Genomic DNA, 15857 nt, shown 5'->3' on the forward strand with positions numbered 1-15857 from the left:
AATGAATCAGAAGTATGTTTAAGAAATTCATTCGCAGACCTGTTCTGTCAATTGTAATCTCATTGATTATTGTATTTATGGGAGTGTTGTCACTGGTAAAACTGCCGGTTACCCAATTCCCTTCCATTTCGCCGCCGAAAGTAAACATCACCGCAGAATATCCGGGTGCCAACAATGAATTGCTGATCAAATCCGTGGTTATTCCATTGGAAAGAGGTTTAAATGGTGTTCCCGGCATGAAGTATATGACTTCCGATGCCGGAAATGACGGGGAAGCATCTATCCAGGTAGTTTTTGATCTGGGAACTGACCCTAACGTGGCTGCCGTAAACGTCCAGAACCGTGTATCTTCCGTTGTTAATAAACTTCCGCCGCTGGTGGTTCGTGAAGGGGTGAAAATCACCCGTGAAGAACCTAATATGCTGATGTATATTAATTTATACAGTGATGATCCGAAAGCGGATCAGAAATTCCTTTTCAATTATGCCGATATCAATGTAATGTCTGAGCTGAAAAGGGTAAGCGGAGTAGGTTTTGCCGATATCCTGGGAACCAGGGAATATGCAATGCGCGTGTGGTTGAAGCCCGACAGGATGACGGCATACAGCATTTCAGCAGATGAAGTGATGGAAGCTCTAAATGCTCAGAGTCTGGAAGCTTCTCCGGGAAAAACAGGGGAAAGTTCAGGGAAACGTTCGCAGTCATTTGAATATATTTTAAAATATCCTGGACGTTTCAATAATGAAAAAGATTACGGGAATATTATCCTTAAAGCGAAAGCTGACGGAGAATTTGTACGGTTAAAAGATGTGGCGGATATTGAATTTGGTTCCTCGATGTATGATATCTATTCAACACTGAACGGGAAGCCTTCTGCCGCAATTACAGTAAAGCAATCTTACGGATCTAATGCAAGCGATGTTATCAAAAACGTAAAATCGTTGATGGCGGAACTGCAGAAAACAACCTTCCCGAAAGGTATGCACTACGACATCAGCTATGACGTATCAAAATTCCTGGATGCATCGATTGAAAAGGTAGTTCATACTTTATTTGAAGCCTTTATCCTGGTAGCCATTGTGGTATTTCTTTTCCTTGGAGACTGGCGTTCAACACTGATTCCGGCGATTGCGGTTCCCGTTTCACTGATCGGTACCTTTGCCATAATGTCGGCATTCGGAATCACACTGAATATGATCTCACTCTTTGCCTTGGTAATGGCAATTGGGGTGGTGGTTGATGATGCGATCGTGGTCATTGAAGCCGTCCATGCCAAGATGGAAGAGAAGCATTTGTCTCCGTTAAAAGCTACGGAAGAGGCTATGCATGAGATCAGCGGAGCTATTATTGCGATTACCCTGGTGATGGCATCCGTATTTATTCCGATTGCATTTATGTCAGGTCCGGTTGGGGTATTTTATCGTCAGTTCTCCATTACTATGGCTTCTGCCATTATCCTTTCAGGAGTAGTGGCCTTGACACTTACTCCGGCTTTATGTGCTTTAATCTTAAAGAACAATCACGGAAAAGCAAAAAGAAGAACACCGATTACTGTTTTCCTGGATAAATTCAATAATTTATTTACAAAAGGAGCCAGTAAATATGAGAAAGTACTGAATAGAACAGTCAAGAAGAAAACATTTACCCTTCCGTTGTTATTAGCATTCTGTGCATGTACCTTTTTCCTGAGTAATTCGCTTCCTTCAGGGTTTATTCCTGCGGAAGACCAGGGGATGATCTATGCCATTATCCAGACTCCTCCGGGTTCAACACTGGAAAGGACTAATCAGATCGCGAAAGAATTATTGAGAGAATCCGAAGGCATTGACGGAGTGCAGTCTGTGTCTTCATTAGCAGGATATGAGATTTTAACGGAAGGTACCGGTTCCAACTCGGGAACTTGTCTGATCAACCTTAAAAGCTGGGAAGACCGTTCGGAGTCTGCCGCGGAAATTATAGAAAAACTGGAAGAAAAAGCTAAAAATATTCCGGGTGCCAATATAGAATTCTTCCAGCCGCCGTCTATCCCGGGTTATGGTGCTGCCGGCGGTTTTGAGCTTCGTTTACTCGATAAAGCCGGAAGCGGTGATTACCAGAAAATGGAGAAAGTAAGCAATGATTTTGTGAATGAACTTAAGAAGCGCCCGGAGTTGGGTTCTGCCTTTACCTTCTATTCTGCGAGTTTCCCGCAATACATGCTGAAGATTGATAATGATTTAGCTGAACAAAAGGGTGTAACCATAGAAAAAGCAATGGATAATCTGTCGACGCTGATCGGTTCGAATTATGAGACCAGCTTCATCCGTTTCGACAGGCCGTATAAAGTAATTGTACAGGCGGGTCCGCAATATAGGGCACTACCTACAGATTTGTTGAAATTATATGTGAAAAACGACAAAGACCAGATGGTTCCATATTCCGATTTTATGCATCTGGAAAAAGTATATGGTCTCTCCGAAATTACGAGACATAATATGTACAATTCTGCCGAAGTGAGCGGTACTCCTGCACCGGGCTACAGTTCCGGTCAGGCCATTGCAGCCATTAAAAAAGTAGCCGATAAAACACTTCCGAGAGGTTTCGGAATTGACTGGGCAGGGATTTCCAAAGATGAAGTAAGCCGGGGAAATGAAGCCATATTTATTTTCCTGGTGTGTCTTGGGTTTGTATACCTGATCCTTGCAGCACAGTATGAAAGTTTCATTCTTCCGCTGCCGGTCATTTTATCATTACCGACAGGTATTTTCGGAGCATTCTTATGTCTGAAACTGCTTGGACTTGAGAATAATATTTATGCTCAGGTGGCAATGGTCATGTTAATAGGTTTATTGGGTAAAAATGCCGTATTGATCGTAGAATTTGCTGTACAGAAGAAAGCAGAAGAAGGAATTCCGGTAGCACAGGCTGCGATTGAAGGTGCTGCGATTCGTTTCCGTCCGATTCTGATGACGTCATTTGCCTTTATTGCAGGTTTGATTCCATTGGTAATGGCCACCGGACCGGGGGCGATCGGTAACCGTACGATCGGTACTGCTGCGGCAGGCGGGATGCTGATTGGAACTATTTTCGGATTAATGATCATTCCGGGATTGTATTACATCTTCGGAACCATTGCAGAAAAGTCGAAGCTCGCAAGATATGAAGAAGAAAATCCTTTGACAGAACAAACAGAACCTTATCAACACGATAATAAACATGAAGATTTATAATAAATATATAGCAGCCATTGCCTTATCGCTTGTTTTAGCAGGCTGTAAGGCACCAATGGCAACCGTTGTAAAAGATGAGATAAAAGAAAATGTGCCTCAGAACTTTAATCAGGAAGAACATGCGGATGCCAATACCAATAGTGGAACCACACCCTGGAGGCAATTTTTCACTGATCCGAATCTTGTCGCTTTAATAGAAGCCTCCTTGAAAAATAATCAGGAGCTTATGATTACGCTTCAGGATATTGAAATTGCAAGAAGCGGTGTTTTGGCAAAAAAAGGAAGGTTGACTCCTACCGTTTCTGCAGGTATAGGGGCGGGTGTAAAAAAAGCGGGCCGCTACACCAGCGAAGGAGCCGGTGATGCTACGACCGAAATTGAACCCGGAAAAGAAATGCCCGATCCGCTGGGAAATTTTGAGGGCGGTTTAATGGCGAACTGGGAAATTGATATCTGGAAAAAATTAAGAACCGAAAAAGAATCAGCCGTTGCCCATTATCTTTCAACGGTTGAGGGGAAAAACTTTGTTCTTTCCAACTTAATTGAAGAAGTAGCGGATAACTATTATGAACTTTTGGCTCTGGACAATCAGCTGGATATTATCCAGCAGTATATCAAGCTGCAGCAAAAAGCATTGGAAATCTCAAAAATTCAGAAAGAAGCGGCGGCAACTACTGAACTGGCTGTAAAGAAGTTTGAAGCGGAATTAGCGAAGTCTAAAGCAACGGAATATACTATCCGTCAGGAAATCACGGAAAAAGAAAATGAGATCAATGCGCTTTGCGGCCGTTATCCTCAACCGATTGTAAGATCAAAAGACAGTTTTATGACTACCATTCCGCAAACGGTTTATACTGGAATTCCTTCACAGTTGCTGGCGAATCGTCCGGACATCAAACAAGCAGAGCTGGAGCTGAAAGCATCAAAGCTTGACGTGGAAGCTGCAAGAAAAGAGTTTTATCCTTCCCTGGAAATTTCTGCAACGTTAGGATTGGAGGCTTTTAAACCTTCTTACCTGGTGAAACTGCCGGAATCCATGGCAGCGAGCTTAGCTGGCGAACTTGCCGGACCGCTGATTAATAAAAGTGCGATCAAAGCAAACTTCCAGACGGCAGATGCGAGGCAGATCCAGGCCTTGTATGAATATGACAAAACCATTCTGAATGCCTATCTGGATGTGGCCAATCTGATGTCAAAAATTAAAAATATTGACCAGTACTATCAACTGAAATCACAGGAAACGAAGTCACTGGAACAATCGATCGATATTGCCAATCAACTTTTCCGGAACTCAAGAGCGGACTATCTGGAGGTTCTACTGAATCAAAGGGATGCCTTGGATGCCAAAATGGAACTTGTTGAAGCAAAACAAAAACAGCTGAGTACAGTTGTTGATATTTATAAGAGCTTAGGCGGAGGCTGGAAGTGATTATAAATCCTTAATGTTTTAAAAGAAAAGAGGCTTTCCGTAAGGATAGTCTCTTTTCGATTAAACTGAAAACTTTAATAAAAACAGATCCATGAAGAACCTCTTCTCAATTACCTGTTTTGATACAGATAAGTCATTTAATTTCTGATGGTTATTAGTTTATAATACCGTTGATTTTAAAAAGCCAGCCTTCCCTAAGATAATTGCTGTTTTAAAGAAGGCGGCAGGATATGATCGAATCATCATGTTTTTAGCAGTTATTAGTTTTTACCCTTAGTCTGAACCGTATTTTCGGGGGTGAAATTTTTATTATTGTTTTCTTTTTAATATTTCGTTTACAAGGATATTCGTTATTGCAAATTATATTGCTGAACTCTGATTCCAAAATTATGACCTAAGATCGGAATATAAAAATGGTTGTTGTCTTGATTTATAAATTACGACATCCTAATCAGAGAATTAATTAAGCTTAGTATACTGATAATCATATAGGATTTTTTGTAAAATAGAAATAATTCTATTTCCCTTATTAATTCATTATTCTTTGACAAAACCATGTTGATTTTGCGTAATTTTGCCCTTTATTATTTACGGAATAACTCATTAAGGTGATTAAAAAAATATTTTTTATATTTTTTACGGGATGTTTTAAAATTTTGCTTGCTCAGCAATCCTATGATGAATATGATCAGCTCAGGTCAAGATATGAACATTTTGAAGAAAATAATGACCAGGCATCCCCATTTATTCAGCAGTATATTAACAAGGCGAAGAAGGAAAAGAACTATGAAAAGCTGGTTCAGGGATATAAGGACAGGGTGTTTTTTTCTTCCGACAATGAAGATAAACTGAAATATGCAGACAGTATGATTTGGGCAGCCAACCTGTCGGATATTGAGGATCTTAAAATTGTTGCGCATATCGACAAAGGAGTTGTTTATTATTATCACTACAAAAAATTCCAGCTTGCCCTTAATGAATACCTTGAAGCATATAAGTATTCCAAAAATACGAAAAACGATTACATAAAATTTCAGAATCTCTATCATATCGGGGTCGTAAAAAGTTATCTTGGATATTATGAAGAAGCGTCTGAAATATTTACAAAATGTATCATTCACTACAGGGGAAAAGTAAAGGCTATTATCAAATCCCATCCCAACGAAATTTACAATAACAATAAAGGGTATCTGAACAGTCTTCATCAACTGATCATCTGCTACCGACATCTTGGAAAATACAAAGAGGTCGATTCAGCCATACAGAGAGGCCTTTCTGAAACAGCGGCTAATCCTGAATATGCTCAGGAAAGGGGATATTTTCTTTTGTCGAAAGGAATTTCAGAATATAGGAATAACCGGTATCAACATGCTTTGACATATCTTAATGAATCTTTAGCTTCCATGAAGAACAACAGGGATTTTGCGAGGCTTTCCGTTAATTATTTTTATATCGGGAAAAGTTACGGTGGACTGAAAAATACTCACGAGTCGGTTGTTTATTATAAAAAAATTGATTCTATTTTCAACCGGCATCAATTTATTCTTCCTGAATTAAGGGAAAATTATGAACTCCTGATCGATTACAGCAAAAAGCATAACGATCAGGCAAATCAGCTGTACTATACCAGCCAGCTTTTGAAAGCGGACAGTATTATGTCAAAGGATTTTAGTTACCTTTCACCGAAAATACACAAAGACTATGATACCAGTACGTTGCTGGATGAAAAAAATAAACTGCAGAATATTAATTATCTGATAACAGTAATTATTATTGTCCTGATTACCTGGGCCGTCGGGCTGATTATATTATTTGCCAAAAGGCATAAGAAAGCAAAAGAAATTAAGCAGAAATATATTTTCCTGGAAGAAAAGTTCATGAATGAACAGGGCATTATGGAGAAAGAGGACATTCCTGTTGAAGAAAAGAAACACTTATTACATGAAAGTAAAGTAGAGGAACTTCTCCGTAAGCTGCAATCCTTCGAAGACAGAAAAGACTTTACTCAAAAAGGGCTTACGATCAGTAAGCTGGCAACCCGCTTAGGAACCAATTCCAACTATCTTTCCCAGGTTATTAATGAATATAAAGGAGTGAACTTTAATAAATACCTGAGCCAGCTGAGAATTCAATATATTACCGCTTTACTCTTCGAAGACAAAAGATACCTCAAATACAGTATCGAAACTTTAGCTGGTGAATGCGGTATTGCTTCCAGGCAAAACTTTTCCGATCTTTTCTATGAAATCAACGGAATCCGCCCTACAGATTTTATTAAAAGCAGGATACAGGAACTGGAGGAAGAAGAATAATCTTATGTTACAATGGTAATATAAATCTGTGATGTTGAATTTCATTTTTTAGAGATGATTATTACATTTGTAGCGAGATACAAATAGCCTAATCGCAAGTCTTTTTGATCTAGATCTATAATTCTTGAATATTTATGAATTCAAAAAGAATCAAATATGATATTTACGTTATTAAAAACCCTTACTTATTTATTCTGGAGCTTGAAAAAATATTATGAAAAAGTTTGGTTAACAAAGGGGCAGTATAATAAGACGATATTAGCTTTTAGTTTCCCCTATAATATTCCTATAATGCTTTTTTCGGGAGCCTTTGTTCAGGTATTTATTAACCCCTATTTAGAAATGGAGATATTGCGAATAATAATATTTTTATTATTTACTTTATTAATCTTCTTTTTATTAGCGCAGCCTTTAAAGTTAATTTTCCCTAAGAAAAAGATTGAAAGCTTATCTTATACAAAAGATGAGGTAAAAAAATATCGATTAAATATTTTATACTTTTTCCTGGGTCTCATACTCTTAATTGCATTATTAATGATATATAAAAAGTATGTTAGCTAATCGAGAAAAAGGTAGTGTGAACTATTGTATTCGGAGCTATTTACGGAAGTATACCTTGAGCTTTTGCGAGCGTCTCTCTCGCTCATAACTTCAGTATAAAATCAAACCACTGCAAAAAAATGCAGTGGTTTTTCATTTCCACTAAACAAGATATCGCAAACCAGAACAATCCAAAAATGATCTATATTTGTAATTCCCGTAAGTCCTCACGAAAATAAAACCAACCAAATCCATGAAAAAGCTCATCTTCATTCTCATAAGCCTTCTTATTCTCCTGATCATTATTGTTTTGATTAAAACATTTACTTATCCGTTTAAAAAAGTAAATACCAATACTTCAATTGGCTGGAAAATGATAAAAGACGATTCTGCCATTCAAAGGCTGTCGGGAGGGCTGAAGATTCCGTCTGTCTCTTCTGGCGAAATGGGAGAATTTAATTATTCAACATTTGATACCATTAACGAATATCTTAAAACTTCTTACCCGCTCGTGTATGAGAATACAGAATTTGTCGAAGTGAATACCTACGGGTTGGTGTTCAGGCTGAAAGGCAGCAACCCTTCGCTTGACCCTATTTTATTTCTTTCCCATACCGACGTGGTGCCTCCCGGAGATGCAGAAGTGAAAGATAAAAGCGAAAATGTTTTCAGGCCGAATGATCAAGCGTTGCCTCCGGTTTCAAAAGTTACCGAAGACTGGGACTTCGGTCCGTTTTCCGGAGCAGTGGCCAATGGAAGGATTTATGGCAGAGGAGCAATTGATGTGAAAGGAATGCTGTTTTCCTTGATGGAATCCCTGAATAGTTTAATTAAAAATAAAAATGTTCCCCAACGGGATATTTATCTGGCGTTTGGATTTGATGAAGAAGTCGGCGGACAGCAGGGTGCAGCGAAAATTGCAGCGTATTTTAAAAGTAAAAAAATTAAGTTTGATGCTGTGTATGACGAAGGAGGATTGATTCTGGAAAAAGGCAGTGTAGCAGGAATTAATTCTGATATAGCGGTGATCGGTTGTGCAGAAAAAGGCTTTCTCTCCGTAAAAATCAAAGTAAAAGGTTTAGGTGGACATGCTTCGATGCCCCCAATGGAAAGCGCAATCGGAAAAGCGGCTGTCATTATGCAGAGGCTGGAGCGCGACCAGATGAAACCGATCATCACGCCATTAATCAATGAATTCTTTACCAATATCGGCGGTTCCATGTCATTTATTAACCGGATAGCCATTTCAAACCAATGGTTATTAAGGCCTGTGCTGTTGTCTCAACTGACAAAAAATAATTCCACCAATGCATTGGTCCGCACCACTACAGCGTTAACCATGATGAAGGGCAGTGATGCGCCGAACGTCCTTTCTCCTGAAGTTGAATTTGTCGCTAATTTCAGGCTTTTGCCAGGCAATACAGTTAACGATGTTAAGACACATATTGCCGAAGCTACCAAAGGATTTGATGTGGAAATTGAAGAAATTGACAGTGTAAAAGAAGCGTCTGCTGTTTCCCCGACCCATACTAAAGCTTTTAAATTGATGGAGTCGGCCATTAAAGAAATCCATCCTACCGCAGTGGTGACACCTTACCTGACTGTTGGGGCTACTGATGCCTATAAATATCAGATCGTAAGCAAAAATATTTACCGGTTTATGCCGATCAAGATCAATGATGCCGAAAAGCAGTCTATTCACAGCACCAATGAATACCTGAGCATTGAAAATTACATGAAGATGATTCATTATTTTGAATTGATCATGAAGAATTATGATAAGCAATAATTAAAAACAAACACTTAGAAATGATAATTTAAGTAATTGATTATTAGTGTTTTGTAATCTATTCTAATTTTTTATTTTAAAAAAATATAATTTAAAAATAACACGACAAGTTTTGTCGCATTACTGCAATAGCTTTGTTTCATTAAAAATACAGAGCTATGGAATTGCCATTATATTTAACATACCGAGAATTTGAAAGCCACTATTACGATAATCTTGAACAATGGTTTGAACAAAATTATAATGCTTCTGAAACCGATTATCTGAAAACATTGGCAGACCTTTACAGCCCTTATTTGTATTACAATTTTGCCAATGACAGGCTGCAACCCGATGCTTCGATTCAAATTAAAGATTGCTTTTTTCCATATCAGGAAACCATTGGGATTTCTTTTCATACAGGTAATGAAAATGAAAGAGATATCCGAAGCATAAAAAATCTAAGCCATGTATTCGAATGGAAAACCATTACCATGATGGAATATGCGCAGCATATTTTAGATAAGATCAATAAGGATCTTTCTAAAAATAAAGACAGGGAAAATAGAAATGTACTGGATTTTATTAATCAACGTGGAATTATCACTTCAAGGGATGGTGCAGGATATTGTGTGAATTATCATCAGCACCAGTCAACACTTCCTTTTTTGAAAGCGTATCTTCCGGTCTATGGGCAAACGGTTAACATTGCTGCTTACAGGGACTTTATATTTTCCATTGTTCAGATCGCTGAATATATTGACCGAAAATTAAAGGACGTAAGGGCATTTGAGTCGATGATTTATACCAAACTTAAATCTGAGGCCAGATTTAACGTACAGATGAGCCATCAGTTTCTTACTATGTGCAATTAATTTTACCACCACAACTTCATATAACTAAATTACAGTTTGAATTGATTATTTTTTCAAACGAAAATCCCGTTCAGTCGATCGGGATTTTTTTATGTCGATTTAAAAGCAGATTGTATGTAAGCTTAATAAGCTGTAACATTTATTAGGTTCAAGTCTAATCATGTAGATCCGAAAGTGTTTTAACAATATTGATTGAAAAAATACTTTAAATGTTTTCAGCAGATTTTATAAATTTAATTTAGTGATTAGAAATAAGAAAAGCGTTGAAAAAATCAACGCTTTTACTTGCAGAGAGGAAGGGATTCGAACCCTCGATACAGTTACCCGTATACTACCTTTCCAGGGTAGCTCCTTCAACCACTCGGACACCTCTCTTTATTCGAGACTGCAAAAGTAAGAGAATTTATTGAATTAGCAAACAATTCTTGCAATTACTTGGAAATTTCTCCACAAAGGCTCCTTTCGAAGTTATCTGCAAAGCTTGCGGAGTAAGCAGGGTTTCCAATAAGATGCATCGCTTTTGTTATAGCACTTTCGGCGGTCATATCCCTTCCGCTGATGGCTCCGATCCTTGAGAAAATATTGCTGTTTTCATACTTGCCAAATGAAATTCCGCCTGAAATACACTGGCTGACTACCACGATCTCAGTCCCGTTATTCCTGATTTGCTGAAGCGTTTCCACTGTTTTTTCGCTGCTGAAAATGGTTCCTGAACCGAAAACCTGAAGAATCAGTACTTTCATTTTCGGAATTTCTTTAAAATGATTCAGGTTCATTCCCGGAAAAATCCTCCAGAAGATAACATCCTCTGAAATATGATCATCTATATGAAATTCGATGGCCGGATCACAGCGGTAGAGATTTTCCTTAATAATATTTAAATGAACGCCGGATTGTCCCAAAATAGGGTAATTCGGACTTGCATATGCATCAAAATATTCTGCAGAATATTTCAGGGTACGGTTTCCTCTTAATAATTTATATTCAAAATAAATCGCTACTTCCTGGATTACCGATTCATCATTCTCATATAAACTTGCATAATAAAGGCTGGTTAAAAGATTTTCTTTGGCATCTGTCCGCAAATCTCCGATGGGAAGTTGGGAGCCTGTGAGAATCACCGGTTTTTTGAGTCCTTTCAGCATAAAACTTAATGCAGAAGCAGTGTAAGACATAGTATCTGTGCCGTGAAGGATCAGAAATCCGTCATATTGGTCATAATTTTTGTGGATATAATGGGCAATAATCTTCCATTCTTCCGGCCCCATATCCGAAGAATCCAGCGGTTTTGAAAAAGGATGAACAAAAACTTCACATTCCATGAGTTTCATTTCGGGCATTTTTTCAAAAATATTTCCGAAATCAAAGGCGCGGAGGCTTCCGGATTCATAATCTTTCTCCATTCCGATGGTTCCACCGGTATAGATCAACAGGACTTTTCGTTTCATACAGACTTTATCAGATTTTTGTTACCAGTTCATTCAGGATCATTGCTCAAAATTACGTTAATTTGCAAAGATTTGAAAGCAGATAAACGTTTATGGCAAATTTTATCATACAATCTGTCATTATGGACATTACGTTTGTCTGCTGAAAAATAGATATGATCAGATGGAAGATTTGCTACAGACTTTTGAGTATTTAAAACAGTTTTTAACCGAAGAACGATTACGGAAAATTGAACATTTTTCACCGGAAAGTTCAGATTTTGTGCTTCCTGTGGTAGAAGATATTTATCAGTTCCGGAATGCAGCAGCGATTGTACGCTCAGTAGAAGCCTGCGGTTTTCATAAAGTGGTGGCGTTGCAGGAAGAGTATAGCTTTGAACCCAATCTCCGGGTAACCAAAGGTGCCGATACCTGGGTTGAGGTTGAAAAAATGCCGAGAAATATAGACTCCTTTCAAAAAATAAAAGACAGAGGGTATAAAATCGTTGTGGTTTCCCTGGAAAATAATGCTAAAATGTTACCCGAATACGAAATTACAGAACCGATCGCTTTGGTCTTCGGGACTGAAATGGAAGGGGTTTCCCAGGAAATTCTTGATTTTGCCGATGAAACATTAGCCATTCCGATGTATGGTTTTACGAGAAGCTTTAATGTATCAGTTGCTGCTTCGATCTGTATGTATGAACTGAAGCAAAAGCTAATAAAATCCGGTATTGATTATAAATTGAATGAAGAAAAGCTTTTAAGGATGAAAATCCGTTGGGCCGTAAGCTCAATGAGAAGCGGCCAGCAGATTTTCGAAAAATATTTGAGTGATCATAATATTGATTTTTACTAAGAACTATGACTATGCAAAAATACACAAGATATCTCTTTTTTATTTCCCTTTTCCTTTCCCTTACTTCGTTATATATTATAGAAAAAGGAGGAAAAGAAATCTATCCTTTCTACAGCTGGAAATTATTTACAAACCCTAGCGGAAGCGCAAAATCTGAAGAGCAATACCGCTTATACAGGATCGAAGGAAATGATACGATCAGAGTTTTGTATCAGGCAACGGAGATGTATGATGAAAATAATTTAGCCTTAATCACAGGTTTTTACGGTAAGAAAATTGAAAAAAATGAAAATCGGGAATCCAGCATCAGGAAGATGAAAATTTTTATGAAAAGCTACCGGCCTGAATATAATGATCTTTATTTATACAAGGAAAGCTTCAATCCCTGGGATCTGGGGCAGTCAAATTTTAAAATCAATAAAAAACTGATAACCAAATTGTAATGACGTATAAGAAACTTACCGTTTTTAATTATCAAATTGCCTATTATGTCATGCGTATTTTCGGGGTGTATTGGCTGCTGATGCAATATCTTACATTCAAGAGGATCAGCAATTGGCCGAAAGAAATTTATGAACCTTTTCTTACGGTCCAGAGATTTATTTTTCCTGAATATCCAGGTGAGATTTTATATGGGTGTATTTTATCAGTTTGTGCTTTGCTTCTTATAATAACGTTATTCAAGCAGAGTTATCTTCTTAATTTTTTAATATTTATATTGATAGCAGTCATTAATTTTCCGATCTCTCTGAATTTTAGCGTTGGGCATAATAACCATTTGATCATTATAGGATTCTTTATGGCCATTTTTTTACTACCGAAGAATTTAACCAAAGAAAATGATTATAAATGGATACAGTATTTTTATCTTGGTATCCTTGCTACGTATAGTATGGCCGGCATTTCCAAGTTTTTAGGAATTGCAAAAAACATCATTAAACACACCGGAAAAATTACATGGCTGGATAAAAACGCGGCAAAAATCAATACCTTGGATAATTACTGGATGGCGGATATCAAGGTCCCGGACTGGATCCTGAATTTATATGCTTATGAAAACTTCTGGGTTTTTACTACTGTTTTTGGAATTGTTGTCCAGGCTTCAAGCTTTTTAGGAGCCTTCAACAGGAAATATCTTACATTCATCATGATTTTTCTGTATATTTTCCACTGGTATACAGATTTCTTTGTATTGGCAGATTTTAAGGACGCTAAAAATTTTATCTTGGTAGTCTTATTCCCTTATCATATTTTTTATCCTTTATCCCTGAAAATTAAATCAAAAATTCGGGTTTAGATTATTTTATAGTAAATAATAATTCCACGCAGCTACAAAAACACCTGCCGTTTCTGTCCTTAACCTCTGATGTCCTAATGAAACAGCCTTGATGTGATGGTTTGCCAAAAATGAAATTTCCTTTTCCGAGAAATCGCCTTCCGGTCCGATCAGGAAAGTGATGTTCTCTGATTTTGAAATCTCTTTCAGACTGGTGCGTTCCAGGTTTTCATGACAGTGGGCCACAAATGTATTTTCAGGATTTATATTTTTAAGGAACTCTGTAAGTTTCGTTAGATCATTAATCAGAGGAAAATGAAACCGTAAGCTTTGCTTGGATGCCGCAATAGCCTGCTTCCTGAGCTTCTCAATATTGATGTTTTTACGCTCGGTTTTTTCAGTCTGAAGCAGCGTAATTTCAGAAATGCCCATTTCAACCGCTTTCTCTACGAAAAATTCAATACGGTCGATATTTTTAGTCGGGGCAATGGCGATGTGCAGTTTTGAATTGAAATCAGGTAAATGCGTTTTGATCTCAGAAACCTCAATATTGGCTTTTTTACCTTCAATAACCAGGATTCCTGAAGCAAGTTTGCCTTTTCCGTCTGTCACATGGATTTCCTCACTGTTTTTCATCCGAAGAACTTTTACGATATGTTGTTGTTCCTCTTCGTTAATCAATACTTTGTTTCCGTCGATTTCTCCATAAAAAAGTTTCATAAAAGAAGTGTATTGTTTTTAAAAAGTAATCTCATTCTCGCTCAAGAATGCAGCTCCTGTTTTTATTGTTGTATAAATATCGCCTTCGCAGTCTCTGTAAGAACATGCATAAATCTCCTCAACCCAATGATCATTCATAAAAATCATATTCAGATATTCATTTTTCCGTAAATTGTTTTTAATAGACAAATAATCTCCTTCCTTTGGTTCATACGCAAAACTAAAAACGTTGTCTGAGTTTATTTTCTCGATAATTTCTTCTTTTATATTCTGAATATATCCTGTTTCTGAACTTGTCATTTGAAAATTGTCTTCTTCAAATTCTTCTGTAACTTCATTTTTTCCGGTAATGGTTTCCAATACCCAGTAATATTTTGAATTCTTCTTAGAATGTGTTCCGAGTATTTTTTCTTCTAACAGTATTTTCATAAATCATATTTTGCCGTTGCCGACGTTCTTAAATCCGTAAATTCACCTCTTTCAAATTTAAGCTGGGCCACCATTGCAATCATGGCTGCGTTGTCAGTCGTATATTCAAACTTAGGAATATAAATGCTCCATCCTAATTTTTCATGGTTGTCCTGCATTGCTTTTCTCAGTGCTGAATTGGCAGAGACCCCGCCTGCAATAGCCACTTCATTAATGTTTAGGTCTTTTGCCGCTTTTTCAAGCTTATTCATCAGGATTTCGATAATACATCGCTGTACTGAAGCGCACAGGTCATTAAGATTGTTTTTAATGAAATCAGGATCTTTTCTTACCTCTTTCTGAATGAAATAAAGGACCGAAGTTTTTATTCCGCTGAAAGAATAATCATAATGTTCCAGCCTTGGCTTGTTAAATGTAAAAGCATCTGGATTTCCTTCTTTTGCCAACCGGTCAATAATGGGACCGGCCGGATAATCAAGGTCAAAGATTTTCCCTATTTTATCGAAGGCTTCTCCGGCAGCATCATCGGTTGTTTTACCGATAATATCCATTTCGAAGTAATCTTTTACCAGCACGATCATGGTATGCCCTCCGCTTACCGTAAGGCATAAAAAAGGAAACTTAGGCGGCATAGGATTTGCATCTTCGATGAAATGCGCTAAAATATGTGCCTGGAGATGGTTAACTTCAATTAAAGGAACGTCTAAGCTCATTGCCAGGGATTTAGCAAATGAAGTTCCGACAAGGAGGGAGCCTAAAAGTCCTGGACCTCGTGTAAATCCTATCGCAGAAATTGCATTTTGTTGTATATTTGCTTTAGTAAGAGATTTTTCAACAACCGGGATAATATTTTGCTGATGGGCACGCGAAGCAAGTTCAGGAACAACACCGCCATATTCTTTATGGATTGCCTGATTTGCAGCGATGTTCGACAGAATAGAATTTCCCTTGATGATAGCTGCTGATGTATCGTCGCATGACGATTCAATACCTAAAATTATAGAGTCGCTCAT

The 15857-nt window shown here is 37.7% G+C and carries 12 protein-coding genes and 1 tRNA gene; 8 read left to right on the top strand and 5 right to left on the bottom strand.

Annotated features, from left to right (window positions below):
- The first annotated feature begins 14 nt into the window (after positions 1 to 14).
- The 5 genes from MKJ01_RS08325 to MKJ01_RS08345 all read left to right on the top strand — a co-directional run bounded on the left by MKJ01_RS08325 (position 15) and on the right by MKJ01_RS08345 (position 10133).
- On the top strand, positions 15 to 3209 hold the full coding sequence (locus MKJ01_RS08325; protein WP_241613334.1) for an efflux RND transporter permease subunit: 3195 nt from the start codon (positions 15 to 17) through the stop codon (positions 3207 to 3209).
- Positions 3196 to 4638: a TolC family protein gene (locus tag MKJ01_RS08330; protein WP_241613336.1), complete on the top strand. Its 1443-nt coding sequence runs from the start codon at positions 3196 to 3198 to the stop codon at positions 4636 to 4638. Before MKJ01_RS08325 ends, MKJ01_RS08330 begins: the two co-directional genes overlap by 14 nt.
- A gap of 656 nt (positions 4639 to 5294) precedes the next feature.
- Complete coding sequence (locus tag MKJ01_RS08335; protein WP_241613338.1) at positions 5295 to 6950, top strand: helix-turn-helix domain-containing protein; 1656 nt, start codon at positions 5295 to 5297, stop codon at positions 6948 to 6950.
- A gap of 793 nt (positions 6951 to 7743) precedes the next feature.
- Complete coding sequence (locus MKJ01_RS08340; RefSeq protein ID WP_241613340.1) at positions 7744 to 9279, top strand: M20/M25/M40 family metallo-hydrolase; 1536 nt, start codon at positions 7744 to 7746, stop codon at positions 9277 to 9279.
- Between the two features lie 158 nt (positions 9280 to 9437).
- Positions 9438 to 10133, top strand: coding sequence for a hypothetical protein (locus MKJ01_RS08345; RefSeq protein WP_241613342.1), 696 nt, complete (start codon positions 9438 to 9440; stop codon positions 10131 to 10133).
- A 288-nt stretch (positions 10134 to 10421) separates the two neighbouring features.
- Here MKJ01_RS08345 and MKJ01_RS08350 read toward each other — a convergent pair.
- Positions 10422 to 10508 (bottom strand) — tRNA-Ser (locus MKJ01_RS08350).
- A gap of 56 nt (positions 10509 to 10564) precedes the next feature.
- Complete coding sequence (locus MKJ01_RS08355; RefSeq protein ID WP_241613343.1) at positions 10565 to 11581, bottom strand: asparaginase; 1017 nt, start codon at positions 11579 to 11581, stop codon at positions 10565 to 10567.
- Positions 11582 to 11744: 163 nt separating this feature from the next.
- On the opposite strand from MKJ01_RS08355, the gene MKJ01_RS08360 reads away from it, so the two are divergent.
- Genes MKJ01_RS08360 through MKJ01_RS08370 form a run of 3 tightly spaced genes read left to right on the top strand, consistent with a single transcriptional unit; the run spans position 11745 to position 13716 of the window.
- Entirely contained in the window at positions 11745 to 12419 is a 675-nt protein-coding gene (locus MKJ01_RS08360) for an RNA methyltransferase (protein ID WP_241613345.1), read from the top strand.
- An 11-nt stretch (positions 12420 to 12430) separates the two neighbouring features.
- Positions 12431 to 12862, top strand: coding sequence for a hypothetical protein (locus tag MKJ01_RS08365; protein WP_241613347.1), 432 nt, complete (start codon positions 12431 to 12433; stop codon positions 12860 to 12862).
- Positions 12862 to 13716, top strand: coding sequence for a hypothetical protein (locus MKJ01_RS08370; RefSeq protein WP_241613349.1), 855 nt, complete (start codon positions 12862 to 12864; stop codon positions 13714 to 13716). The genes MKJ01_RS08365 and MKJ01_RS08370 overlap by 1 nt, the downstream gene beginning before the upstream one ends.
- A 6-nt stretch (positions 13717 to 13722) precedes the next feature.
- Here the strand turns inward: MKJ01_RS08370 and MKJ01_RS08375 are convergent, their stop codons facing one another.
- Genes MKJ01_RS08375 through tsaD form a run of 3 tightly spaced genes read right to left on the bottom strand, consistent with a single transcriptional unit; the run spans position 13723 to position 15857 of the window.
- Positions 13723 to 14415 (bottom strand): 16S rRNA (uracil(1498)-N(3))-methyltransferase, encoded by a 693-nt coding sequence (locus MKJ01_RS08375; protein ID WP_241613351.1) that lies wholly within the window; start codon positions 14413 to 14415, stop codon positions 13723 to 13725.
- 18 nt (positions 14416 to 14433) lie between these two features.
- Entirely contained in the window at positions 14434 to 14844 is a 411-nt protein-coding gene (locus MKJ01_RS08380; protein WP_241613353.1) for a hypothetical protein, read from the bottom strand.
- On the bottom strand, positions 14841 to 15857 hold the full coding sequence (gene tsaD / locus MKJ01_RS08385; protein ID WP_241613355.1) for a tRNA (adenosine(37)-N6)-threonylcarbamoyltransferase complex transferase subunit TsaD: 1017 nt from the start codon (positions 15855 to 15857) through the stop codon (positions 14841 to 14843). The genes MKJ01_RS08380 and tsaD overlap by 4 nt, the downstream gene beginning before the upstream one ends.

The organism is Chryseobacterium sp. SSA4.19 (assembly GCF_022601875.1).
Lineage (GTDB): Bacteria > Bacteroidota > Bacteroidia > Flavobacteriales > Weeksellaceae > Chryseobacterium.